The 24528-nt window shown below is 37.8% G+C and carries 23 protein-coding genes and 1 pseudogene; 15 read left to right on the top strand and 9 right to left on the bottom strand.

Translation table 11 applies throughout. From position 1 onward, the window contains the following. Positions 1–10 precede the first annotated feature (10 nt). On the bottom strand, positions 11–961 hold the full coding sequence (locus GQR45_RS11515) for a 2-dehydro-3-deoxygalactonokinase (protein WP_165725973.1): 951 nt from the start codon (positions 959–961) through the stop codon (positions 11–13). Between the two features lie 3 nt (positions 962–964). Further along, positions 965–1723: an SDR family NAD(P)-dependent oxidoreductase gene (locus GQR45_RS11510; RefSeq protein ID WP_002958845.1), complete on the bottom strand. Its 759-nt coding sequence runs from the start codon at positions 1721–1723 to the stop codon at positions 965–967. Positions 1724–1922: 199 nt separating this feature from the next. Here GQR45_RS11510 and GQR45_RS11505 point away from each other — a divergent pair, with 199 nt between their 5' ends. Continuing rightward, positions 1923–2624 carry a FadR/GntR family transcriptional regulator gene (locus GQR45_RS11505; protein WP_024596672.1) on the top strand — a complete coding sequence of 234 codons (702 nt, stop codon included), beginning with the start codon at positions 1923–1925 and terminating at the stop codon, positions 2622–2624. A gap of 417 nt (positions 2625–3041) precedes the next feature. Here GQR45_RS11505 and accC read toward each other — a convergent pair whose 3' ends face one another. The 5 genes from accC to cutA form a co-directional block, all read right to left on the bottom strand. Continuing rightward, positions 3042–4382 (bottom strand): acetyl-CoA carboxylase biotin carboxylase subunit, encoded by a 1341-nt coding sequence (accC, locus tag GQR45_RS11500; protein WP_007580045.1) that lies wholly within the window; start codon positions 4380–4382, stop codon positions 3042–3044. A 26-nt stretch (positions 4383–4408) separates the two neighbouring features. Further along, the gene (gene accB / locus GQR45_RS11495; RefSeq protein ID WP_007580042.1) at positions 4409–4867 is read right to left on the bottom strand and encodes an acetyl-CoA carboxylase biotin carboxyl carrier protein; all 459 of its coding nucleotides are present in this window, start codon (positions 4865–4867) and stop codon (positions 4409–4411) included. 37 nt (positions 4868–4904) lie between these two features. Beyond that, positions 4905–5357 (bottom strand): type II 3-dehydroquinate dehydratase, encoded by a 453-nt coding sequence (aroQ, locus tag GQR45_RS11490; RefSeq protein WP_007580040.1) that lies wholly within the window; start codon positions 5355–5357, stop codon positions 4905–4907. A 228-nt stretch (positions 5358–5585) separates the two neighbouring features. After that, a complete protein-coding gene (locus tag GQR45_RS11485; protein ID WP_165725972.1) occupies positions 5586–7421 on the bottom strand; it encodes a protein-disulfide reductase DsbD in 1836 nt (611 codons plus the stop codon). After that, positions 7421–7741: a divalent-cation tolerance protein CutA gene (gene cutA, locus GQR45_RS11480; protein WP_007580036.1), complete on the bottom strand. Its 321-nt coding sequence runs from the start codon at positions 7739–7741 to the stop codon at positions 7421–7423. The genes GQR45_RS11485 and cutA overlap by 1 nt, the downstream gene beginning before the upstream one ends. A 178-nt stretch (positions 7742–7919) precedes the next feature. Here cutA and GQR45_RS11475 point away from each other — a divergent pair, with 178 nt between their 5' ends. The 5 genes and pseudogenes from GQR45_RS11475 to GQR45_RS11455 all read left to right on the top strand — a co-directional run. Beyond that, the gene (locus tag GQR45_RS11475) at positions 7920–8396 is read left to right on the top strand and encodes an FxsA family protein (protein ID WP_007580034.1); all 477 of its coding nucleotides are present in this window, start codon (positions 7920–7922) and stop codon (positions 8394–8396) included. Between the two features lie 110 nt (positions 8397–8506). Further along, positions 8507–8794, top strand: a complete 288-nt coding sequence (locus GQR45_RS11470; RefSeq protein ID WP_007580032.1) for a co-chaperone GroES — start codon at positions 8507–8509, stop codon at positions 8792–8794. 48 nt (positions 8795–8842) lie between these two features. After that, positions 8843–10489 (top strand): chaperonin GroEL, encoded by a 1647-nt coding sequence (gene groL, locus GQR45_RS11465; RefSeq protein WP_165725971.1) that lies wholly within the window; start codon positions 8843–8845, stop codon positions 10487–10489. 228 nt (positions 10490–10717) lie between these two features. Then, positions 10718–11929, top strand: a complete 1212-nt coding sequence (locus GQR45_RS11460) for an integrase arm-type DNA-binding domain-containing protein (protein ID WP_165725970.1) — start codon at positions 10718–10720, stop codon at positions 11927–11929. 788 nt (positions 11930–12717) lie between these two features. After that, positions 12718–12867 (top strand): annotated as a pseudogene (locus GQR45_RS11455) (integrase); the annotation flags it as partial. A 108-nt stretch (positions 12868–12975) separates the two neighbouring features. On the opposite strand, the gene GQR45_RS11450 reads toward GQR45_RS11455, so the two are convergent. Beyond that, a complete protein-coding gene (locus GQR45_RS11450) occupies positions 12976–13713 on the bottom strand; it encodes an endonuclease (protein WP_165725969.1) in 738 nt (245 codons plus the stop codon). Positions 13714–13996: 283 nt separating this feature from the next. On the opposite strand from GQR45_RS11450, the gene umuD reads away from it, so the two are divergent. The 9 genes from umuD to GQR45_RS11405 all read left to right on the top strand — a co-directional run bounded on the left by umuD (position 13997) and on the right by GQR45_RS11405 (position 23318). Beyond that, positions 13997–14413: a translesion error-prone DNA polymerase V autoproteolytic subunit gene (gene umuD / locus GQR45_RS11445; RefSeq protein ID WP_165725968.1), complete on the top strand. Its 417-nt coding sequence runs from the start codon at positions 13997–13999 to the stop codon at positions 14411–14413. After that, complete coding sequence (locus GQR45_RS11440; protein WP_165725967.1) at positions 14398–15657, top strand: Y-family DNA polymerase; 1260 nt, start codon at positions 14398–14400, stop codon at positions 15655–15657. The genes umuD and GQR45_RS11440 overlap by 16 nt, the downstream gene beginning before the upstream one ends. Before the next feature lie 343 nt (positions 15658–16000). After that, positions 16001–16279: an Arm DNA-binding domain-containing protein gene (locus GQR45_RS11435; protein ID WP_165725966.1), complete on the top strand. Its 279-nt coding sequence runs from the start codon at positions 16001–16003 to the stop codon at positions 16277–16279. Between the two features lie 552 nt (positions 16280–16831). Beyond that, positions 16832–18616, top strand: coding sequence for a DUF4041 domain-containing protein (locus tag GQR45_RS11430; protein WP_165725965.1), 1785 nt, complete (start codon positions 16832–16834; stop codon positions 18614–18616). Continuing rightward, entirely contained in the window at positions 18616–19005 is a 390-nt protein-coding gene (locus GQR45_RS11425) for a hypothetical protein (protein WP_165725964.1), read from the top strand. The genes GQR45_RS11430 and GQR45_RS11425 overlap by 1 nt, the downstream gene beginning before the upstream one ends. A gap of 305 nt (positions 19006–19310) precedes the next feature. Continuing rightward, positions 19311–20171 carry a hypothetical protein gene (locus GQR45_RS11420; protein WP_165725963.1) on the top strand — a complete coding sequence of 287 codons (861 nt, stop codon included), beginning with the start codon at positions 19311–19313 and terminating at the stop codon, positions 20169–20171. 237 nt (positions 20172–20408) lie between these two features. Next, entirely contained in the window at positions 20409–21227 is an 819-nt protein-coding gene (locus tag GQR45_RS11415; protein WP_165725962.1) for a DUF2971 domain-containing protein, read from the top strand. Positions 21228–21862: 635 nt separating this feature from the next. Continuing rightward, positions 21863–22552, top strand: a complete 690-nt coding sequence (locus tag GQR45_RS11410) for a hypothetical protein (RefSeq protein ID WP_165725961.1) — start codon at positions 21863–21865, stop codon at positions 22550–22552. Between the two features lie 421 nt (positions 22553–22973). Then, complete coding sequence (locus GQR45_RS11405; protein WP_149615248.1) at positions 22974–23318, top strand: hypothetical protein; 345 nt, start codon at positions 22974–22976, stop codon at positions 23316–23318. A gap of 180 nt (positions 23319–23498) precedes the next feature. Here GQR45_RS11405 and GQR45_RS11400 read toward each other — a convergent pair whose 3' ends face one another. Beyond that, the gene (locus GQR45_RS11400; RefSeq protein WP_165725960.1) at positions 23499–24446 is read right to left on the bottom strand and encodes a putative phage abortive infection protein; all 948 of its coding nucleotides are present in this window, start codon (positions 24444–24446) and stop codon (positions 23499–23501) included. Positions 24447–24528 lie beyond the last annotated feature (82 nt).

Raw genomic sequence — 24528 nt, 5'->3', positions numbered from 1 at the left:
ATAGAGGGGTTTATTTTTTTGACTCTAAATTAAATAAATAATTAAAACCGCTAAGCGTCGCTGTTTTAATATCAAACTCAACACACTTCACACCTATTTGATTAAGCGCCGTAGTAAAACACTTATTCAGCTGCTTTGTGCCAATCACCACAACTTGTGTATCACTTAATAATTGCCATTCGCTAGCGTGGCGAGCTGCTCGTACATCGCTGCCAATTAATACACCCGACAAATAGGCTTTGGCTTGTACTGGCGTTAACTCCTTTGAAAGCTGGCGTGTACGCACACTAAAAATACCATGTGCCAAGTTACCGCTATCACTACCTAAAGTTAGCTCACAGCCTTGCTCAAATGCTTTAAAGTCAAACTCACCTTCTACACAGTCGTTAGGAATTAAAACACTTTGATGACATAACAAATCATATAACTCGCCGGTCATGGCTGTTTTAAAGCAAATGATTTCGCCGTTGTTTATAAGCACCCATTTGGTATGTGTGCCAGGCAAACAGAGTAATATTTTACCTTGTTGATACTCTGGATTTTGTTTTAAAAACCCTAAAATTTGCAGCTCTTCGCCGCGCATTACATCAAATAAGCTATTTTGCAGCGTACACTTTGTGCCAGGTAACGCTTTAATAATATGTCCATCGCAACCAAAGCTAACCGCAGCATTAAGTAGCCCTTCGGGATTAATTGGGCATTCTAAATATGGCGTTTCGTGCCAGCCGATACTTGAGGTAATTTGTCCTGCAATATATATAGGTAAACTGCCATATTCTTGCTTCCACACTGCAATGGTGTCGATTAGGGTTTGTTCAAAATTTTGATTTGCCTTAACAACACCAGGGCCATCACGTTGTGCTAATAATTTAAGTGTTGATTGCGCTTGTACTTCGCACAAATAAGCACGTAAATGGCTCGTGCCCCAGTCAACAGCAATAAAAAGAGATGAATTAGCCAAGCTTTAAAGCCTCCCACCGTCGATTTTAATACTCTGCCCGGTGATCATACTGCTTTCATCGGCGGCTAAAAAGAGTGCCAAATTAGCAACATCTTCAGGGGTAACTAATTTTTTAAGCGCCATGGCTTCCATCCACTTAACTTGCTCTTCTTCGGTAAACCAACTTGCTAGTTGACGGTCGGTGGCCACCCACCCTGGCAAAATAGCGTTAACGCGAATACCAAACTCGCCGTAATCGCGAGCCAATGCCTTAGTCATACCAATTAGCCCTGCTTTTGCGGTTACATAGCCTGCCATTTGTGGCTGGCCCATAATCGCGTTAATAGAGCTAAAATTAATGATACTGCCGGCTCCATCGCCTTTCATAAAAGACATAGCAACTTGAGAGGCAAAAAATGCAGGGTTTAAGTTTATTTGTAAGCACTGATCCCAGTCTTGCACTGTAACGTCTTCGCTCGCTTGGCGGCGGTCGTTCGCTACATTATTAACTAGTACATTAATGGCACCAAAAGCGGCGCATGCATCCACAAGTGATTGCTGAAGTGCATGAGAGTCAGTTACATCAACTTGCCTATACCATAGTTTTGCATTGGGTAAATCACGAATAAGCGATTGCGCTGCCTTATCATCAATATCTATAAATGCTACTTTTGCATTTTGGTTTACAAAGGACTTAACCATTGCTCTACCAATGCCTGATGCACCGCCTGTAATAAAAATAACTTTACCAGAAAGACTATGATATTGAGCTAGGGTGTTCAAATTCAACTCTCCATACAGCGCATTTTCAATTTTATTTAAACTCTTTATAAACTTACATTTACAGTATAAAGAGCCAAACTAAGTCGTTATTGCTGTGTTAAAATATTTAGCTAATTAAAAGTTTATATCATATCCTTGAGTACATTAATATGATATATGATATATAATAAAGCAATATATCAACTCGGAATCCTGCGCAATGAAAAGCCAACCCCGTCAAAATTTAACACAACAATTAACCCACGATTTGGGTTTTGCTATTGTGCGTGGTGTTTACCCTGTAAGCGAAGGCCTGCCTTCTGAAGCCGATTTATGTATAAAGTATGATGTAAGTCGCAGCGCTACCCGCGAAGCGGTAAAAATGCTCTCTGCTAAAGGGTTAATTTCATCGCGTCCTAAGCAAGGTATTCGTGTATTACCTGAAAGTAGCTGGAACATGTTTGATACCGACGTACTACGTTGGATTTTAAGCAGCAAGCCATCACTGTCATTATTAAAAGAGTTTACTCAAGTACGTGTCGCGCTTGAACCACAAGCAGCCGCTCTTGCTGCACTAAATGCAACTGCTGAACAACTCGCTGATATAGATAGTGCCTTAGCCCGTATGGCTGAAGCAGACGAAGGCTTGGACGATCCACTCGAAGCTGACATTGCTTTTCATACCAGTATATTAGTTGCCAGTAACAATCGCTTTTTTGTGCAGTTAACTGAGTTTATTAGTACTGCCCTTAGAGTAAGTATTCGTTATACAAACCACATTAAAGGTGTACCGGGCGCAGACGTTGCTAAGCACGCTGATATTTTAGAGACCATAAAGTCACGCGATCCTGAGCGCGCTAAAAAAGCAGTAGAAACAATTTTAGAAGAAGCACTACAGTTAATTGAATCTAAATTAGTTTAATGTTATTTCAACATATTGTATAAATATTGAGTCCATCAAATTTACTCTTTGCAGTATATTTTATGGACTTTTTTATTGCCTATAAGGCTTAATACCAATCCGCAATAATACTTAATCATTTTGCGGGGCTGAACGTGTCGCTACCTGCGTTAAAAAACTCTCATTTACGACTGCATGGATGCAGAAGGTAGAGCAATGCAGGAGCAATTGCCGAGAACAACTAAATAGCGAATTTTTTGCCTAGCTACCAACACGTTTTTCCGCCCTCAAAATAGATCGTTTAATTAAGCGAATTGGTATAAATTACAGACATTAAAAAATCCGATATCAGTCTCCTGATATCGGATTTTTAGTTATTTAAATCAACTTAATAACTCAGGTTATTAACTGAGATAAAACGCCTTTTACAGGCTAGAATTACAATCCTAATTTCTTCTCAAGGTAGTGGATGTTAGTACCACCATTTTGGAAGTTTTCATCTGCAAGAATTCTCTTATGCAAAGGAGTATTAGTTTTAATTCCGTCAATTACTAGCTCGTTAAGTGCATTGCGCGCGCGGGCAATAGCTACATCACGGTTTTCACCGTAAGTAATTAACTTACCAATCATTGAATCGTAATGTGGTGGAACCGTGTAGTCAGCGTAAATATGGCTGTCCCAACGAATACCTAAACCACCTGCTGGATGGAAACGTGTAATTTTACCCGGTGACGGGATAAACGTTTCAGGATCTTCAGCATTAATACGACACTCAATAGCATGACCACGAATAACAACGTCGTCTTGAGTGAATGATAACGGTTGACCCGCTGCAATTTTTAACTGCTCTTTCACTAAATCGATACCAGTAACCATTTCAGTTACAGGGTGTTCAACCTGAATACGTGTATTCATTTCGATGAAGTAAAACTCGCCGTTTTCGTATAAAAACTCAAACGTACCTGCACCGCGGTATCCAATTTCGATACATGCACGTGTACAGCGCTCGCCAATGAATTTACGCGTTTCAGCAGTAATTCCTGGTGCTGGAGCTTCTTCAACTACTTTTTGGTGACGACGTTGCATAGAACAATCACGTTCACCTAAATGTACTGCATTACCTTGGCCGTCTGCTAATACTTGAACTTCGATGTGGCGTGGGTTTTCAAGGAATTTTTCCATGTAAACCATGCTATTACCAAAGAATTGCTTAGCTTCTTGCTGTGTTAATGCAATTGAATCAATAAGTTCAGATTCGCTGCGAACAACACGCATACCACGACCACCACCGCCACCAGCGGCTTTGATGATTACCGGGTAACCGATACGCTTAGCGATTTGCATGTTGCGTTCTTTATCATCTGATACCGGGCCGTCAGAGCCAGGAACACATGGAACGCCGGCTTTACGCATTGCTGCAATAGCAGACACTTTATCACCCATAAGGCGAATAGTGTCGCCACGAGGACCGATAAATACAAAACCACTTTGCTCAACTTGGTCGGCAAAATCAGCATTTTCTGCAAGGAAACCGTAACCAGGATGAATCGCTACAGCGTCAGTTATTTCAGCCGCAGCAATAATGCGCGGAATATCTAAATAACTTTCAGTTGCTGATGGTCTACCAATACAGATGGTTTCATCTGCAAGCAATACATGCTTAAGATCGCGATCTGCCGTTGAATGCACAGCAACCGTTTTGATCCCAAGCTCTTTGCAGGCGCGCAATATACGAAGTGCAATTTCACCTCGGTTTGCAATGACTACTTTATCTAACATTAGAGTTGGCCTTTTAGGTTACGCTATTATTCAATGATGAATAGAGGTTGATCAAATTCTATTGGCTCGCCATTTTCAGCTAAGATAGCTCTTACTGTACCGGCTTTATCTGATTCAATTTGGTTCATCATTTTCATAGCTTCGATAATACAAAGTGTATCGCCAACTTTAACTTGCTGACCAACTTCTACATATGCTGGAGCTTCAGGAGACGCAGCTGAGTAAAAAGAACCAACCATTGGTGATTTAACTTGATGACCCGTAGGCTCAGCTGGTGCTGCTGCTTCAACAGCTACAGGAGCCGCTGCAACTGGTGCTGCTGGCGCTGGTGCATATTGCTGTGGAGCAAATTGCGGGTAACCTGGGCCTGCGCTCATGTTGTTACGGTTAATACGTACTGATTCTTCACCTTCAGTGATTTCTAGCTCAGCAATACCTGATTCTTCTACTAATTCGATAAGCTTCTTTATCTTGCGAATATCCATTACACGACCCGCCTGTTAGTTTGTGTGTTAATTTAAATTAAATTGCGCTTTGCAACCGGCTCACAGCGGCATTCAATGCTGCGTGATAACCCATTGCGCCTAATCCACATATCACGCCTTGTGCCACATCAGAAAAATACGAATGATGACGAAAGGCTTCACGTGCGTGCACATTACTTAAGTGCACCTCAAAAAACGGAATATCAACACTCAACAGTGCATCACGTAATGCGACGCTAGTATGCGTAAATGCAGCTGGGTTGATAATTATGTAATCGACCGCTTGCCAAGCATCGTGAATTCGTTCGATGAGTGCTTGCTCACTATTACTTTGAAAATGCGTTAACTCAACATCTAGACTATTAGCAGCACTGGTTAGCTCCTCCATAATCTCACTCAGCGTCTGAAAACCGTATTTATCCGGTTCACGTTTACCAAGCATGTTTAAATTTGGACCATTTATAACTAAAAGGTTAAATTTTGCAGCCATAATACGCGATATATCCTATAAGTAATGAGTTAAGCGGTTACTAACTAGTTTTTCACTTTTAAGTAAGCAGAAAAAGCAATGTAGCAACAATTTCTCACGTTAACCAACTATTATAGTGATTTCGACGTAAATAGCAGCAAAATACTGGTCTTATCAGTGTCGTGGGTACAAATATAAGAAGAATTAAGAAGGTGCCACTTAGTCAATTCAAGTGGCACTATTGCACTATTATTGTGCGCTGGCGCGCACAACTGCTAGGTGTTTAGCAAAGTCCTCAGCATTTAAAAAGCCCGTTACGCGCTGCGTACTAAGCTCTTGTCCTTGAGTATTAAAAAACAAAATACTAGGTAAACCAAACACCGTGTACTCTTCCATTAGCTCAATTGTTTTATTATCACTCTCAGTTAAATCAATTTGAATAAGCTGATAGTGGCTAAACTCACTTTGCACTTTGGCATCAGGAAAGGTGTAATGTTCAAACTCTTTACACGCCACACACCAGTCGGCATATAAATCGACCATAACCATTCGACCTTCGTCGTTTGCTTGTGCAACTGCTTCTTTTAATTCTGCTAAATCAGCAACCTGTTTAAACTCATTATTTTGTGAGCTTACCTGTACTGTTTGTACTTGAACTGGCCAAAAGTAGTTTTTAGTTAACGTAAAGCCTGTAATAACTAATAGAGTTGCAGCAAACCATAATGCAGTTTTTAACTTGCTTTGTGTTTGGCTACTTTGCCAATGATGTAAGTACAGTGCTGTTGCTAATGCAAGCACACCTGCCATTAATAATATAATGTCGGCGCTTACTAGTCGCTCAAGTAATATAAGCGGCACAACGAGCATCACAAAACCAAACAAGGTTTTAACTTGCTCCATCCAACCACCTGCTTTAGGCAGCAGTTTACCGCCAGATGTACCAAGTAATAAAAGTGGTAACCCCATACCTAAACTAAGCACGTACAGTGTTAAACCACCTACTAAGTAATCACCACTTTGCGCTACAAATAACAGTGCCGCCGACAGTGGTGCCGTAGTGCAAGGTGATGCAATCAATCCTGAAAGTACACCCATTAAAAACACGCCAACGTAGTTGCCGCCTTTTTGGTTGTTACTTACTTGGGTTAGCTTGCTCATCATACTGCTTGGCAGTTTAATTTCGTACCAACCAAACATCGACATAGCCAATAATACAAACAATAAACTAAAACTGATTAACACAAATGGATGCTGTAAATACCCCTGCACTTGCCCACCAAGCGCCGCAACAACTAAGCCTAGTGCTGCATAGGTAACTGCCATGCCTTGTATATATACAAACGACAACGCAAACGCTTTTTTAGTTGAAAGGTTTTGCTGACCCGCAATTAAGCTCGACAAAATTGGAAACATTGGGAATACGCATGGCGTAAAAGCAAGGCCTACACCAACAGCAAAAAATATGAGTAAATTAGTTATTAAGCTCTGACTGGCTAATTGCTCAGTAAAAGTCAGTTCTTTTTCGGTGTCACCTGAATTTGTTGTAGGTTCAGTAGTTGGCTCGTTGAGTGCTGCAAATGTACTTTGCGCTGTTGCCGCTTCATCTGTAGCGCTATTTTGATCTACATTTTTAATCTGTGCGCCACTAATTACACTAAGTGGGATACTAATCACTTCTGGTGGATAACAAAGCCCCGCTTTTGCACAGCCCTGATAGCGAACCTTAACAACCGCTCCCTCAGTGATATTACTTAACTTACTAACAACGCTCGCGATATTAAAAAAAACTTCTGTTTTACCAAAAAATTCATCTTCAATAATTTCGCCACTACCAGAGTCACCTACTTGAATGTTTGCGCCCTTGGCAATGATTTCTATTTTCTTTTTATATAAATAATAGTCTGGTGCTATATCCCAACCTACAAACAAGGTGCTGCCTTGCTGATCAAAGTCAAATACAAACGCTTGGTCTACAGGTAAAAAAGTGTGTTGAGGAGGCCCAAGTAGATCACCAAGCACATTATTAGTCGCAGCCTTTACAGGTACGGTTAATAATGTAACCAACAATAAAAAGAAAAAACGCATTAATTCAGTACCTCGTCCATCCAATTAAAATACGCCAAATTTCCCGTAGAAACTTCTAAAACCTGAATCTCTGGCACTTCGTAGCTATGTAACTCTTTTATTGTTAGAAACACATCGTTCATTTTATCTGATTTCGTTTTTATAAGTAGCTTAGCTTCAGTTGCTTCTGCAACTTCGCCTTCCCACATATAAATAGAGCCCATGTTAGGTAAAATATTTACACAAGCAGCTAGTTTTTTTTCTACCAACGCCCTTGCAAGTGTGCGTGCTTCTGCTTCGTCTTTGCAGGTCGTAAAAATCATTTTAAAATGCGTAGTCATTATGAACCTATACTTATTGGACAGTGTCTATCATCATAGTATCTGATAGCCGATACAATGTGTAGACGCTAAAATATCAGTAAAATGACGATACCTATGCCCTAACCTTGAAAAGAGACCTCGTCACCCTCATTTATATTTCATCAACTCTTTTGAGTGTCATTATTTAGAGAGCGCTATGTTTAGATTTTTATTTGTGTTGTTTATTATCATCCCTATTATCGAAATCGCTTTACTGATTCAAGTAAGCGACGTGATTGGCGGATTTGCAACAATTGCACTTGTTGTTATTACTGCGATTTTAGGTGCCAAAATGGTTAAAACACAAGGTATGGGGGCGCTGCAAAACGTACAAGCGCAAATGGCGCAAGGGCAAATGCCAGCCAAAGAATTATTTACCGGAATATGCGTTGTAATTGCAGGTGTATTACTCCTTACTCCTGGCATTATGACTGACGTATTTGGGCTACTATTATTAACCCCTGCAATTCGTAACAAATTGGCTGCAGGCCTTGCTAGCCAAGCAACTGTTAGAATGAGCGCAGGCATGCAACAAGGGCCATCGCCGTTTGCTGGGCAGCAACATGCTGAACGAGAGCAAGGGCAAATGGAACGACCAACCACTATTGATGGTGAATATGAGCGAAAAGATTAAAAATTTATCGTTTTTTCTCTTGGAATTTTTCACTCTACCCCCATTAATGAATGCAAATTAGAAAAGCTTTTTTCTGTACTGTTCAGAAACTGTTAGGAGAACTAAAAAACATGAACATTCGTCCTTTACAAGATCGCGTAATCGTTAAACGTCTAGAAGAAGAAACAAAATCTGCTGGCGGTATTGTATTAACTGGCTCTGCAGCTGAAAAATCAACTCGCGGAGAAGTTGTAGCCGTAGGTAATGGTCGCGTTTTAGAAAACGGTGACGTGAGAGCGTTAGAAGTTAAAGCCGGTGACACTGTGTTATTTGGCTCATATGTTGAAAAAGTTGAAAAGATCGAAGGTCAAGAGTACCTGATCATGCGTGAAGATAATATTTTAGGCATTGTAGGCTAAACCTACTTTTCGTTTATAAACATTTAAGAATTTAGAGGAATTTAAAACATGGCAGCAAAAGAAGTACTTTTTGCAGGTGACGCACGCGCTAAAATGCTAACTGGCGTAAACATCCTGGCAAACGCAGTAAAAGTTACATTAGGCCCTAAAGGCCGTAACGTTGTACTAGATAAATCATTTGGCTCACCAGTTATCACTAAAGATGGTGTATCTGTAGCAAAAGAAATCGAACTTGAAGACAAGTTTGAGAACATGGGCGCACAAATGGTTAAAGAAGTTGCATCTAAAGCAAATGATGCAGCCGGCGATGGTACAACTACCGCTACAGTACTTGCACAGTCTATTGTTAATGAAGGCCTTAAAGCTGTTGCAGCGGGCATGAACCCAATGGATCTTAAGCGCGGCATCGACAAAGCAGTTATTGCTGCTGTTGCAGAGCTTAAAGCGTTATCTGTTCCTTGTTCTGATACTAAAGCAATTGCACAAGTAGGTACTATTTCAGCTAACTCTGATAAAGAGATTGGCGACATCATTGCACAAGCAATGGAAAAAGTAGGCCGTAACAGTGGTGTTATTACTGTAGAAGAAGGTCAATCACTTGAAAACGAACTAGATGTTGTTGAAGGCATGCAGTTTGACCGTGGTTACTTATCTCCTTACTTCATCAACAGCCCAGAAAAAGGCACTGTTGAACTAGATAACCCATTTATTCTACTTGTAGATAAAAAAATATCTAACATCCGCGAATTATTACCAACATTAGAAGCGGTTGCTAAAGCAAGCAAACCACTACTAATCATCGCAGAAGACCTTGAAGGCGAAGCACTAGCTACATTAGTAGTTAATAACATGCGCGGTATTGTTAAAGTATCAGCAGTTAAAGCACCTGGTTTTGGCGACCGTCGTAAAGCAATGCTACAAGATATCGCTGTATTAACTGGCGGTACTGTTATTTCTGAAGAAATCGGCTTAGAGCTTGAAAAAACAACAGTTGAAGACCTAGGTACAGCTAAGCGCGTAATTATCACTAAAGATGATACAACAATCATTGATGGTGCTGGTGAAGAAGCGGGTATTAGCGGTCGTGTTTCACAAATTAAAGCACAAATCGAAGAAGCAACATCAGACTACGATAAAGAGAAACTACAAGAGCGCATGGCTAAATTAGCTGGCGGTGTTGCAGTAATCAAAGTAGGTGCTGCTACTGAAATGGAAATGAAAGAGAAAAAAGACCGCGTTGAAGATGCATTAAATGCAACTCGTGCAGCGGTTGAAGAAGGCGTAGTACCTGGCGGCGGCGTTGCACTTGTACGTGCAGCTAGCAAGCTGGTAGATTTAGTTGGCGACAACGAAGATCAAAACCACGGTATTAAAGTTGCACTTCGTGCAATGGAAGCACCACTTCGTCAAATCGTAACTAACGCTGGCGAAGAAGCATCTGTTGTAATTAACGCAGTTAAAGGCGGCGACGGTAACTTTGGTTACAACGCAGCAACTGGCGAATACAACGACATGATTGAAATGGGTATCCTAGATCCAACTAAAGTAACACGCTCTGCATTACAGTTTGCAGGGTCTATTGCGGGTCTAATGATCACTACTGAAGCAATGGTAGCTGAAATCCCAAAAGATGAAGCTGGTGGCGCTGATATGGGTGGCATGGGCGGAATGGGTGGTATGGGCGGCATGATGTAAACCGCTCCCCCATGATCGCATAAGCGTTCATAAAGCTTTATAAGGCCCGCAAGACATTGTTTTGCGGGTTTTTTTATAACTTTGATAAGTTCACAAGGTTTCATTAGATCTTTTTAAATTTCGAAAGTTTAGGGTACTTATGTGGGGTACTTCACAAACATCGAGATAAAAATAGATCTAATTTTTAATAAAATACCCCTACTCTAATCAAATAGGTATTAAGAAATCATGCTAAACAATGAAAAAATCAAAGCGCTAAAGTGCCCAGAAGATAAAGAACAACTCAAGAAGTTCGATAGTAATGGCTTGTATTTATTAGTAAATAGCACAGGATCGAAACTGTGGCGTCTTAAATACAAGTACGGGGGAAAACATAAATTAATGGCTTTAGGAAAATACCCCACAACCCCCCTCAAAGACGCAAGAAAAAAAGCTGATGAAGCTCGCCTTTTACTCCTCGATGGAATTGATCCAATGGCTGAGCGAAAGCTTAAGAAACATCAAAGTTATTGTGAACATTTAAACTTTGGCGTAATTGCACATCAATGGCTAGAACTAAACGAAACCGAGTGGAGTGAGGACAATTATAAAAAGCTTGCCCGATGGCTGAACAATGACCTAAAAAATCTCTGTAAGCTACAAATAGATCAAATAACAAAACAACACTTAATCAAAATCGTTAATCTGTTAGTAGATGCTAATACAAAGAAAAAAGTACCTCCGTTGTTGTCAATGTTAAATCGAATTTTTAAATATGCTAGTACAAAAAATATAACAGACAACAACCCACTGATTAATTTCGACTACACACAATTAGTAGGTAAAATGCCGAGAGTTAAAAATCATGCGGCTATTACTGACTCTAAGCAACTAGGTCAACTGATATACGATATCGAGAATAACACTTTTGGCAACTATTGCTCTCGTGAGGCACTTAAACTGCTGCCACACTTATTTATTCGCCCACATGAACTTCGGCATCTAAAATGGGAGTATATAGACTTTGAGAGTGCATATATCAAGATCCCTAGCTTTTTGATGAAAGCTCGAAATGAACATATTGTTCCACTTACGCAGCAGACCTCAGCTCTTTTAAGAGCAATTCATCAAAACACTAATTACTCTGAATATGTGTTTCCTTCGGAAAAAAATCCATGTCTGCCAATGAGTAAGAATGTATTAAATAACAGATTAAAGGCTCTTGGATACACCAGCGAGCAAATAGTATCACACGGATTTCGTGGCACAGCTTCTACCATACTAAACGAGCTAGAAGAAGATTATCACCATATTGAAACGCAATTAGCTCACCAAATAGGTAACTCAACATCTCGCTCGTATAATCACGCAAAATTTCTAAAGCAACGCAGAGCTATGATGCAGCGATGGTCTGACTTACTCGAAAAATTGCGAGATGAAGCGGTGCCCCCTCATTTTTAATGGGGCTTGCGGTTTAACTTTTCCAGCAGTTCTTATACTGATGTTATGTGGTAATTCCCCTAGTTTATCTGTGTTTAAGTAACTGAAAACGGGAAGTTAGGTAATAAAGTGATCTACTTCCCACATTATGAACCGAGACTTCACTATTAGGTCCCTATAAGTTGTTCTGTGTAAAAGGTGAACAGCTTTCCACACACTGCTAGTTGGGCCACTCTACAAAGGTAATCTAAAAGTNGCTGGCCTACTCTACAAAAAGGTGATCTAAAAGTCAGATTAAGAGCCCAGTTTTAGTCGTTATCGCTAGGCAGGTAGACAGGAGTATCAGTAACTTAGTGGAAAGGTGATCAGCTTTCCATACACTGCTAGTTGGGCCACTCTACAAAAAGGTGATCTAAAAGTTATATTAAATGGCACAGTTCTTAACATTATAGCGCGGTAGACAGGGCTATTGCCGGTGATTTAACAAAAGGTGAGCCGTTTCCCACACACTACAAGCTGGCCTACTCTACAAAAAGGTGATCTAAAAGTCAGATTAAGAGCCCAGTTTTAGTCGTTATCGCTAGGCAGGTAGACAGGAGTATCAGTAACTTAGTGGAAAGGTGATCAGTTTCCCACACACTGCGAACGGGTTTATTCTATAAAAGGTGATCAGCTTTCCATACACTGCTAGTTGGGCCACTCTACAAAGGTAATCTAAAAGTCAGATTTAGAACCCAGTTCTTACCGTTATAGTTCGGCAGGCTTGGCAATTGTCCGTAATTTAGCAAAGTACTTTATTAAAACCCCAAAGAACCAAAGCAACTTTGGTTTATGCTCGAACGAAAAATATACGGGCCATTCAGTTACTACTTGGTCATACAAAAATTTATAACACCATCAGATATTTGGGAATAGAGATTGAAGACGCCATTAAGATATCGAGAGAAACCGATTGTTGATTTAACACAGGCAGTGTTCTTATACTGCCTTTGCCCCATTACGAGTTACAACCTTTCAATTGCCCAAACATCACTTTGCAGATTGTAAATACTTAGCTATGAAAGCACTCATAGAAGCCCACTTGCTTCACACCGACTTTTAACTACATTGTTCTCGCTTTTCTGTAAGCTAGATATTTTTTTTGCTCTAGTACATTCCCAGTCATCTACAGGGTACATTTTATCCCACGCATTCATTAGCTGTCGCTGTGATGAGCTCATATTATAACGTTTATAAGCGCTCTCCATATAAAGGTAAGTACGTGCAATCTCTCCTCTAGCTGATTCAGGCGGTTCTGCTTTTCTGTTATCTATCTTCATCGCACAACTACCGAAATCACTTTGTGCTGAAGGCAGTACAGTGAAATTATAATTACTTCTTAACGCATTAACAGCACCTATAGCAGGATAAAGGTTAAACATGTCAGCCTGCATAAGGCGATACTCAGTATTAACTTTCTCCGCACATCTTCGACCTTTAAATGACTTCCCTTTACTACTAACACATTGGCTATGTCCATCTCTCCATTCACTGAAAGTACGGCCAAAATTCTCCGCAGGCACAATATGCTCCCACTCAACTTTTTTGGCACGCTTAAGATACTTAGTCGTGGTAAAGCCTTTTGGTGCTGTTACTTTTTTCTGAGAATCAAATTCAGCACCACAGTAAAGCGTACTTCGGTGATTGTTATAAACTTGCTTTTCTAAAATCTTTTTCGCTTTACTAAATGATTCGATTTCTTGATTTTCAGCTAAGACTTCTGAACTGCCTAGTATTGTTAGTAGTAAGGTTATTAATAATTTCATAGTGTTACCTGATAATTAGTTATTCCTATGAATATGCCTGTAACTGTAGAGGAGTTCAATATATAGAGTGGCAAGAGATAAATTTAAATAAACTGGCTTCTTTATGAATACAGACTTGGACCCTTGATAATCGTGGGGTGGTATACAAAATGATAGGAATTTATTACCTAACATAAAGGTTCATCTTCAAATTTAATTTGCCCCCCTAACTTAAAATTAAAAAAGTATTGGTATGTTTTAGCTCTCAAACTATACTGTACATATAAACAGTATAGAGGTGCGTATGTACATTATTCCAATTTTCATAGAAGCAGGTATTACCGGCTTTGAATCTCCTGCCGCAGAATATATTGAGCTAGATATTTCAATCGATGAGCTGATAATAAAACATCCTAACGCCACTTTTATTGGTCTAGCTTCAGGCCATTCTATGCAAGACGTAGGGATATTCGATGGTGATTTGTTAGTTATTGATAGAGCTGAAGATGTAAGTACAGGCGATATCATTGTTGCAAACTATAACGGTACATTTGTTTGTAAAATCATAGATAAATCAAAGCGTTTACTAATCTCTGCATCTAACGATTATAAATCTGTTTATATTTCTAAAGATGATGACTTTAAACTCGAAGGTGTCGTTACTACGAGTATCCGTCTACACAAAAATAAAGTTGAGTTAAATCGATGTTTGCCCTCGTAGATGCGGTGGCCTTTTACGCAAGTGCAGAAAAGGTGTTTGACCCTTCTTTACGGCACAAGCCCGTTGTTGTATTAACAAATAATGATGGCTGTATCTGCGCTATATGTCCTATTGCGAGAAAGCTTAACATCCCTAAGTTCGAGCCTTACTTTAAAATAAAACCCTATTTAGAGCAGCATAATGTCGTTGTGCGCTCATCGAATTATGAACTCTACGCTGATTTGAGTGAAAGAATGATGACAGTCATCAATCGTTTTTGTGATGACCATTATGTTTATAGTATTGATGAGTCATTTTTACGTTTTACTGGTTTTTCTAAAATTATTAACGACTGGACTGACTACGGACACACTATACGCCGGGCTGTATGGCGTGAGACAGGACTGCCCGTTGGGGTAGGCTTTGGCACTACTCCAACGTTAGCTAAAGCAGCCAATCATGCAGCAAAAAAACTGTCAGGCTATAACGGGGTTGCTGTTATTAATGATGATATATCACGCCAAGAAGTACTTATACGTATGGATGTTACCGATGTCTGGGGTATTGGTTCTCGACTCGGTAGTAAACTCAAGGTGATGGGAATTAAAAGTGCATGGGATTTAGCGAATCAAAACCCAAAAGCAATGCGACGTATTTTTAGCGTTGTTGTTGAGAGGATTGTAAGTGAACTCAATGGCATCGCTTGTTTGAGCTGGGATGAAGTAAAACAGGATAAAAAAGAAATCTACTCTACAAGAAGTTTCGGGGAAAGAGTGAGTGATTTAAATGCATTAAAATCAGCCCTCGTAACACACGCAGCGATTGTTGGTCGTAAGCTAAGGAAACAGCAGTCATTAGCAAAACGACTCGTTATATTCGCTGCAAGCTCGCCACACGAAAACATGTATTATAAAAAGTCTTTGCTCTATGATTTTCCTATACCTACATCTGATACCAATGTCATAGCCAATGCTGTTTCAGATGTTATTAATGATATTTTTAAACCTAACACCCGCTTTTATCGCTGCGGTATTGGCGCAATAGAATTAGAAAGTGAGTTATTTCAACAAGCAGATATGTTCGCTGTGAGTAAAAATAATCCAGAAGTAATGGCATGCTTGGATGCTATAAATAAACGCTATGGGGTCGGCACTTTGTCTTTAGGAAGTGAAAAGCTGACACAGTCATGGACTATGAAACGGGCTTTTTTATCACCCCACTACACAACACGCTGGTCTGATATTCCAATCATAGATTGTGATTGAATTGGGTTACATTCATCAATGTATTGTGTACCTTTAATTTGCATGCTTTCAGTAAGCTCTATATTAGTAATTACTTTATCAACCAGTAAATACTAACATACTAAGTTGACTATCAACTTATCGCTCTTACCACTCTTCCTGATAGGATTTAACTCTATTGAACAGAGCTTTAGCTACTAAAAATTATGCTGCCATGCCAGCTAAACATTTATTAAGTCATAAATTCATAAGGTGTCACAGAAACTTTTATACGTTTATGTGAGGTTTCTCACATACTTCGAGATATAAATAGATCCATCTTTCATTAAGATACACCTAATCCAATAAAAAAGGTGTTTAGAAAATGAAATTAAATAATCAAGAAATTAAAAACTTAAAATGCAATTCGGGGCAGAAACAAATTAAAAAATATGACGATAAAAACTTATATTTATTAGTAAAAAATACAGGCTTAAAACTATTTTGTTTCCGTTATATTTTTGATGATAAGCATAAAGACATAGTCTTGGGGAATTACCCTCAAACAACTCTCGAGCAGGCTCGCACCAAAGCGAACCAAGTCCGCTTACTTCTTAGCAATTCAACTGATCCTATGGCTCAAGGTAAGATTCAAAAAGGTTAAGGACCTCGTGAAAATTTAAAGTTTAACTAAATTTCACTTTTACGTTTAAAATTATAGCCAACAAGCAAAATTACTATGTTGTTGGCTAAACTACTTGCCTTAAAGAATTAGTAGATTATGAAATATAATCAATAATAAGCTATGAAGTTTGGGCTATAAGATGGATGATATTGTGTCTCGTGATTTTAATGGCATAGCTTCAACTTTATTAAACGAACAAGAAGACTATCATCGTATCGAATGCATTAGCCGATAATTGGTAATCCTACCTCACCCTCTTTAAGTGCCTTTAAATATTTAGCCTCATCGTACTTACATCCAGTTTTAATGACCTTCCCCCATATTCAAGAAAAAGAGAAAATTTCGCATTTTTGTACTTGAATAAAAACGAGCTATAGTAATTTTTAATTGTATTGGCAATAACTTAATAAGTTTATAGAATATGCAAATGAAACTCTGAAAAAGTGAATCATTTAAGGAGTTAATTTTGTAATCGCGCTCAATTAGATTTGAGTGGTTTAGTATTTGAATGAAATTCGCGGGTGAAAGGGAATGCTAGGTTTTGTTAGAGAGTCAAGGTTAATAAAAGAACAAAAGCGGGTTAGCTCACTTGAAAAGGAACTTCAGCACTCAAGGTCTGAACTACAAGCCATTCAAAATGAAATTGCAACTACGGAACACCTCCGTGGTCTGAAATTAAAAGATTTGGATGAAAAGTTAGCCACAACTCGTTCAAAAATAGATTCGGCTAAATTAGAGTTTGAAGAAACAATAGTCGAAACTTCAAAAGAAAGGGATAAAATTCTTACATCAGCCTCGCGGGAAGCAACACTAGTTCTAACAGCCGCTAAAGAGAGTGTTTCGACTATGATCGACGAGGCTCAGGGTAGTGCTAAAGAGTTAATAGATAAAACAAATCAAGAGTGTGATAACACTAAACTAATTGCAGATAGAGAAAATGAAAAGCTTATTACCACTGCTAAAAGCAAAGCTGTGCAGTTATCACTCAAAGCACTATTACTTATAACTAAGGCTAAAGAAAACGCCTCTATTATTATCAATAAGGCCGAAGATAGCGCTAATGAATTAATAAATAAAACAGCTCAAGAATGTGAAAAGTTTATTGCCTCTGCCAAAAGTAAGGCTGAGCAACAATCACAAGAAGCTCAAGCCAAACTCAACAGACTTGAAATTGAAATTAGGGCATTGGAAGAATCAAAATTAAAAGCGTCTAAAGAAGTATCAAGACTGGAAAAAAGGCAACAAGAACTTAAAACCGAATCAGAAAACCGAGAAATCGCAGAAACGATTACACCATACAAATATCTAGTAAATGGTCCTGTGAGTGATCAAATAAAGTCCAAGCTAGAGAAAGTTAAAGAAAAACAAAAGTCCTTAATACTAAAAGGAAAAGGATTTAAACTTAAAGAGTTTATCTTGTGGAATGATAACCTTGCCAGCGGCAAAGCAAGGCAGAATAGGCACGGAAAGTTTTTGATAACAGCATTCAATGCCGAGGTAGATAATATAATCTCTAACACGACTGCTCGCAACTTTGCTAGCAGTGCCAAAAAGATTGAAAAATGGTTTGATCGAGTAAACAAAAGTGGTAAAGACAGCTACATTGAATTGAGTAGAGATTTGCTAGCTTTAAGATTAGAAGAACAACGCCACTTTTTTGAATTTAAATATAAAAAGGAAATGGAGCTTGATGAGCAGCGTTATATGCGAGAAACCTTGAGAGAAGAGGCTAAAGTAAAAAAAGAGATAGAAAAATTTATCACTGATCGTGAAAAAGAAGAAGTGACATACCAAAAAAGCCTCGATGCTGCTTTAAGTAAGATCAAAACCGCTAATCAAGAAGAAATTGAAAAGCTAAACACTCATATTGAAGAGCTTAAAGTAAAACTAGAGCGTGCGACAAATGAAAAAGATAGAGCGCTTAGCATGGCGCAGTTAACTCGCTCAGGCTATGTCTATGTAATTTCGAACAAAGGATCCTTTGGTGAGAATATATATAAAATAGGCATGACCAGAAGGCTAGAGCCATTAGATCGAGTTAGAGAGTTGAGTGGTGCATCTGTGCCGTTCCACTTTGATGTCCACGCCTTAATACCATCGGATGACGCGCCTTCTTTGGAAAATAGATTGCATACCAAGTTTGCTTCAAAAAGAGTGAACAAAGTTAACCAACGCAGAGAGTTTTTTAAATTAACAATCAAAGAAATAGAAGAAGCTTTAACTGAATTTGTAGATACAGATTTCAACATAGTGAGTGATATAACTTCAGATCAGTACGAGGAGTCGATGCTTCTGGAAGAGGAGCTGACAGAGTAATGGCTAAGATAACGAACGACCTAAAACGCATTCAACGCATTTCCTCAGTAATAACTAGAGCCATAGAGAAGTGCTTTTCAAATGCAGAAATATCGTGTTTATTATGTAAATTCGAGTATGAAGAGTTTACCTTTGAGCTATCATCAACTGTTTTTGATTATACAGACATTAATATCGATGTATCAGATAAAAGCTCTGAAAAGTGTATGTCGCGATCCATTAAAGAATTATTAGGTCAAACTAATAAAATCATAAAAGAATTAGAGGGTGATGAAAAGGAACTTAGGCGAGACTTAAAAGAGTATGGGCAGGCATTCAGTGAAAGCCCAGCAGTTATTTTATCTTCAGTTCAAATGTTCAAGCAAATTATAGAAAGCATCAAAGTTTGAGCTAGTACAGATAAGACTACAACTAATCGCATTCACTGACTTAATTCTAAAATTGTGAATAGCCTCAATATCCTCTGATGTTATGGAGCCGATTGTTCGCTATAACGCGGAATTGTCCAAAGGGGGGGGGCATAAATATAGCTCGCCTTTGCCCCATTTCTTGTTATTACATTCAATATTTAGAAATTTTTTGGTTTCAAGTTGACCTGATTTTTTAATGCTCCATTATGCTATGATCTGAATACCATTCAGATCTGTTTATAGACTGAAATAAAGCGGATCAATTAAAATAGGACTTTATTAACGTGGCTGATAGCTTACTCCCCCAAGAGATTCTTAAGTATGGAAATATATTAATATCTCCAATATTTATAGCTATTTCGACATATTGGTTAAAGGGCAAAATCGATACTGCAAACTATAGCACCAAGAAAAAGCAAGACAAAGAAACAGCCAAAGAGCTGCGGAAACTTAAAGACCAATTGGATGATGCTAACTTCCCAAATATTCTTAGTAAGTTGGCATCGACAACTAAGTTAGTGGAAACAATTCAGAACGAAATTTCTAATAAATCGTGGGTTAATCAACAGTTTTTCCCAATAAGACAAGAGATTATGCAGATTGTGACTAAAGCGATCACAGATTTAAGAGAGTTGGTTTATTCACGCAATCAAGAACATTTAATGTACCACAATATATATATCGAACACTGTGGTTTTTCTGGTGGCGGATTTGATGCCCCTTTTGGTGTTGATCCAAAGTATCAAGAAGAAGCCGAACGCATGGAGGCTGAGTATTGGGCATTTGCAGAAAAAGAGATTGAATCAGAAAAATCAAAACACGAGCAAAAGTATACTTCTCCAGAATATAAGGAAAAGGATAAATTACTTTTTACGTCAGTCATCAGTTCTATTAGCTCTGTATTGAATCGAATAAGTTTGCATCAAGCTATATTGTCCAAAAATACTGTTGAATTATGTGATTTTTTTGAACATGCCAAAGATAAGTTAACCAGTTCACAAACATTTGATTACGATGAGGGCATTTCAGAGTGGGAATGGTCGGAACATACTATAGAAGAAAATGAAAAGTTTTTAGCAGAAATAGACAAACAACATATTCATATCATTGAGCTAACTAAGGCTGAATTGGGTTTTGGAGAGTAAGTAACAATAGTTTTTCTAACTTGAAAAGACAAATGCCCCACTGGCGGCTATAAAACGTTTTTGCCCAAAAACGAGTTTACCCGACCGACTGCTAATCGTTCTAGGCGGACTTCGCCAAAGTGCCAATTGTGGACAATGGTACTAACAAATAGTTACCATATCTTAGATCTACCTTAATTGTTCTAATAAGAGCTTTATGATAGATTTTGCCATAACTAGATGTAAAAGTAAGATATTATGCTTTTCAAATACCTACCAATTGAACGTTTAGATGTTATTGAAAATCTCTCAATTAGGTTCTCTCCATTTAAGTCTTTAAATGACCCATTTGAGTCCTCTCCACTTGTTAAAATACAAGAAAACATAGATGGCACTTATGATCGTATGATAGCTAATACTTTAAAAGAAATGGATAATATATGGGAAAATGCACCTGACGAAGATAGAACCCCCGAAAATAAAAAGATACTTGAAAATAGCAAAAATAGTTTTGCAAATGAAATCTATGAAAACACTAGCCCTAATTCATTTGGTTTAAGTTTAATAGAGTATTTGAGACATTTGTGCATTTTGTCATTATCAAGAACAAATTCAAACATATTAATGTGGTCACATTATGCATCGAATCATGAGGGATATATTATAGGGTTTCATGATTCACATGCTTTTTTAAACCAAAGGAATCTAAGAGGTGAAATAGTAAAGCCTAAGCCTGTTATCTACTCAACAAAACGTCAAATTTCTAATGAAACTAATAATACATGTCTTGAATTGTTTTGTAAGAAATCAATAGATTGGTCTTATGAAGAAGAAGAGCGTATTTTCTTAAACCATGTTGATGACCGCCGTTCTTCTGGAAAAGATGACTACGGAATGGACATTGTGCTATCCGATATTCCTATTGAAGCAATATCTAGTGTTTATTTAGGTAGTAACTCAAACAAAGATACAGAAGAAAGGATCTTAAATGCTCTTAAATATCACAATATTTCCATACCAGTATTTAAGGCATCAATATCTAAGTCTGAATATGAAATAGAGTTTAAAAAGCTATAAAAAGACCTAAATTACCTAAGATGTCACTTTCACAGTTTTCTATCGTATTTAGCCAATCTCAATGACCGGTTATCGCTCAAGTAAGACCCTAAAAAGTAGCTCATATAGCTATCTAGGTTAACAACGCTATCAAAAAACAGAAGTATATTTCCGATAACTACCTTTGAAGCCCTGGAAGCGCAAGTTTACTTCCGAAATATAGCAATATAAGCTTAAAATCGGAAGTTTACTTCCGTTTTGTACTTTAAGGTTATAAGCCGGTGTCTGGTGAAAGCTGGGAAATCCAAACTCGTTTCTGCCCCTTTATGAGTTAACGCATATACTCTATAGGTCGGCTTTGAGCGAAAACCGGACACTTAAAAAGTTAAATTTATTCCTACTTCTTTGAGTAGGAGCCTAATTTTGTCCGATAACATTATTAAACGCCGTTTTGGGGCAAAATAACATGCTTAATTCCTAGCTGTTTTAATTACTTGTTTACAAGAGTAATTATTGTTGAAATTATCAGGGTATGTAATATACGCCGTTTTGGTGTGCTATAAACCACCAAAGTGGTGTTCAATAAGCTGTTAGGTGCTCAGTTACTGCACATTCATTATGTTTTTGTCAAAATAATAAATTAAATAAGGTTATCAATGTCAGCTGTTCCAACTAATGAAAAGTCATTCTCTCTTTCTGAGTGGTACGGTAAATATAAAGCAGTAATATTTTATTCATCTCTTGTTATTGTTGTTGGCATTAGTAGTCTTTTAGGTTATGAAATCGCTGGGACTGGGATTATTGAGAAAATTTCTGATGTTTCTAAATCGGTATGTAATGAGTTAAAGAGTATTTTAGACCTTCAAGATGTATGGGTAGAACGTTTTCTTGTTGTGTTACCTCCAATCTTCCTCATTTTTTCATATAACTTTCATATGGTTGGTAAAAAATCATTGTTAACAAAGATTGGGAAAGCGGGTTTAGGTTTTATTCCAGTGTTTATGACTGGTGCGTTTTACACTTTTTTGTTTGCTACATCTGGGATTGGATTAGGGGTTTCAGGTTATGGAGTGGTGCACTTTGTTCCTGCCTTTTGGTTTTTTGTGGTTTTTTCAGCTTTGATAACTGCTCTAGCAATTTTTATTAGAAACATGACTAATGATGATTTTAAGGATAAGAAGGTAAGAGAGAGTGTTAAAAAGAGAAAAAGAGTTTTAACAACTGTTAGCCTTTTTATCGCTTTGATAATATATTTATATTCTAGCCTATATATTCCGTACAAAACCTTCAAAGAATATGGCGCAGTATATGACAATGCCGCGGCATGTTTCATATTGAGTAAATAAAACGCACCTAACAAGGGTTTTCAAGTCGGACAAATTACAGTTGGTTTTTTGTTCGTGCCTCACTTATTTTAGCCAACTGCAATTTGCCGCTTAAAACGGCGTTGAGGCTGTAGAATTACTCATTTTTAAGAAAAACAGCCTGTTTTATGGGTTCCAAATGCATTACCTAATGCTTTAAAAACGCTTAGAGTTAATTTCAGGAGCTCGTTTTTTAATTAAATTTGGCTGTTGGAGTTATTCTACAGTCTCGTTATCGAGAGTATTGCATTTGAATCTATCTGAGAGCGATTTTTCAACTTTAGGGAAGTTATTAATTAAGCTTCAATTTCTAGAGAAACTAATTCAAATATATACGTCATCACTTAGTGATGACGTTAAAAAAAGGCATCCTAGAATAAAGAGCTTATCTCTAAGTAATGTTTTGGATGAATCTGTAGCTAACAGAAAGCAAACCTTAGGTGTTTTTGTACAAGTAATTAAAACTGAATTACCTAGCTTTGATAATGAAGAGTTTCAGGAGCTACTCAGCTTACGAAATATATTTGTTCATAAGTTACATAGTCAATTTTTGTTGGCAGGTAAAGCCGATGTCGAGGGATTATCCGCGTTCATAGATAAGCTTCTGATGCTAACAAATAAATATACAGATGTTTTTACTGGATTATTATCTATCTCATTTAAACATATGGCTAATAATAGTCAGACCTTGAATACTGAAGGTATTGACCAATTTGAAGTGAGTATTTTAGATTATATTAGCAAATAAACATAACAAGAGTCTAAGGTTACGACAGTCCGCTCATGGCACTAAGCCGAACTTCGCAAAAGTGCCATTTCCGGACGTTCGTAACACCTCATTAAACGGACTTAAATTGCGTGTCATTCTGTAAATAAAAACGGAACACCACACACTATTTTAGTTTCGCTTAAATACCTTGTTATGCATTCACACTCCAACTTTATACCTAACATGAAGATAGCATCCTTCTGTTAACTCTGAGTCAAATAAAGATGAAAATTCACCCTTTAATTGATGGTACTTTTCTTCTATAGAATCATTATGACCAAGTGCAAATGCGTAGTTATTTAGGATTGTAAATGCAGATAGTCCTATGTTTAGGTTTTCGAGCTTAATATGCTCTAAGAACTCGTACCTTTCTAACATTTCCCAGTACAAGTCAAGATTATTTATGCAGTTGTAAGATGGGATGCAGTTTAGTGCAAGAACAGGTAACAAATTGACTGGTACAAACCCACGAATAATACTCACGTACATTTTTTCTTCGTTATTATTTTCTTTAATTGATTTATTATTACTAAGTATTTCTGCATTAAAGCGTTTACCTGAATTTTTTACATTATTTTTTGCTACAAATTTTAGCAGTTGATAAAGAATTCTAAAGTATTGTGATAGCAATTCATCTTCTAAAATTAGTTTCTGTTTTCTTTCCAAAAACATTTCCACTGAAGCTAAATACTGATCTTCAATACGATTTGGAATACTCTTGTATTTAGAATCTGATGACATCAAGTCTTTCAATGCATTATTATGAAGTTCCAATAGGGAGTAAAACGTGGATTCAAACTTTTGGAGCTTATTATTCTCTACTTGTTGTTCATGGGCATCGGCACTTGTATTAAGGGCTTCGATTGCTAACTTCAGCTCTTTTCTCTGTAAGCAAACTGTATATACCAATGCTAGGAATGATAATAATGCAAATACAGCCCCGATAGTACCTCCAATATATGAACCAAAACTCCCCCAATCGGATTGGCTAGCACTGAATTCACCAGAAAAATTATTAAAGTAAAGTCCGAATATAAGCCCTGCAAAACCAATGGCGAAAGCCACAAACCACGATATTGGATTTTTTAAGAGTTTTTTATTTAACATATGAGATGACATATCCTCTTTGAATGCATAACGCCGCATTAAACGGACAAAAATTGTTGGTTATAATGTGGAGCGAAGCGGA

Source organism: Pseudoalteromonas sp. SA25, from assembly GCF_011378705.1.
GTDB classification, from domain to species: domain Bacteria; phylum Pseudomonadota; class Gammaproteobacteria; order Enterobacterales; family Alteromonadaceae; genus Pseudoalteromonas; species Pseudoalteromonas arctica.
This window is presented reverse-complemented; position numbering and strand designations above follow the sequence as displayed.

Excerpts from the sequence above, each read along its gene's own strand:
- GQR45_RS11505 (WP_024596672.1), top strand. The coding sequence starts at position 1,923 with ATGAAAAGCCAACCCCGTCAAAATTTAACACAACAATTAACCCACGAT.
- accC (WP_007580045.1), bottom strand. The coding sequence starts at position 4,382 with ATGTTAGATAAAGTAGTCATTGCAAACCGAGGTGAAATTGCACTTCGT.
- accB (WP_007580042.1), bottom strand. The coding sequence starts at position 4,867 with ATGGATATTCGCAAGATAAAGAAGCTTATCGAATTAGTAGAAGAATCA.
- aroQ (WP_007580040.1), bottom strand. The coding sequence starts at position 5,357 with ATGGCTGCAAAATTTAACCTTTTAGTTATAAATGGTCCAAATTTAAAC.
- GQR45_RS11485 (WP_165725972.1), bottom strand. The coding sequence starts at position 7,421 with ATGCGTTTTTTCTTTTTATTGTTGGTTACATTATTAACCGTACCTGTA.
- cutA (WP_007580036.1), bottom strand. The coding sequence starts at position 7,741 with ATGACTACGCATTTTAAAATGATTTTTACGACCTGCAAAGACGAAGCA.
- GQR45_RS11475 (WP_007580034.1), top strand. The coding sequence starts at position 7,920 with ATGTTTAGATTTTTATTTGTGTTGTTTATTATCATCCCTATTATCGAA.
- GQR45_RS11470 (WP_007580032.1), top strand. The coding sequence starts at position 8,507 with ATGAACATTCGTCCTTTACAAGATCGCGTAATCGTTAAACGTCTAGAA.
- groL (WP_165725971.1), top strand. The coding sequence starts at position 8,843 with ATGGCAGCAAAAGAAGTACTTTTTGCAGGTGACGCACGCGCTAAAATG.
- GQR45_RS11460 (WP_165725970.1), top strand. The coding sequence starts at position 10,718 with ATGCTAAACAATGAAAAAATCAAAGCGCTAAAGTGCCCAGAAGATAAA.
- GQR45_RS11450 (WP_165725969.1), bottom strand. The coding sequence starts at position 13,713 with ATGAAATTATTAATAACCTTACTACTAACAATACTAGGCAGTTCAGAA.
- umuD (WP_165725968.1), top strand. The coding sequence starts at position 13,997 with ATGTACATTATTCCAATTTTCATAGAAGCAGGTATTACCGGCTTTGAA.
- GQR45_RS11440 (WP_165725967.1), top strand. The coding sequence starts at position 14,398 with ATGTTTGCCCTCGTAGATGCGGTGGCCTTTTACGCAAGTGCAGAAAAG.
- GQR45_RS11435 (WP_165725966.1), top strand. The coding sequence starts at position 16,001 with ATGAAATTAAATAATCAAGAAATTAAAAACTTAAAATGCAATTCGGGG.
- GQR45_RS11430 (WP_165725965.1), top strand. The coding sequence starts at position 16,832 with ATGCTAGGTTTTGTTAGAGAGTCAAGGTTAATAAAAGAACAAAAGCGG.
- GQR45_RS11425 (WP_165725964.1), top strand. The coding sequence starts at position 18,616 with ATGGCTAAGATAACGAACGACCTAAAACGCATTCAACGCATTTCCTCA.
- GQR45_RS11415 (WP_165725962.1), top strand. The coding sequence starts at position 20,409 with ATGCTTTTCAAATACCTACCAATTGAACGTTTAGATGTTATTGAAAAT.
- GQR45_RS11410 (WP_165725961.1), top strand. The coding sequence starts at position 21,863 with ATGTCAGCTGTTCCAACTAATGAAAAGTCATTCTCTCTTTCTGAGTGG.
- GQR45_RS11400 (WP_165725960.1), bottom strand. The coding sequence starts at position 24,446 with ATGTTAAATAAAAAACTCTTAAAAAATCCAATATCGTGGTTTGTGGCT.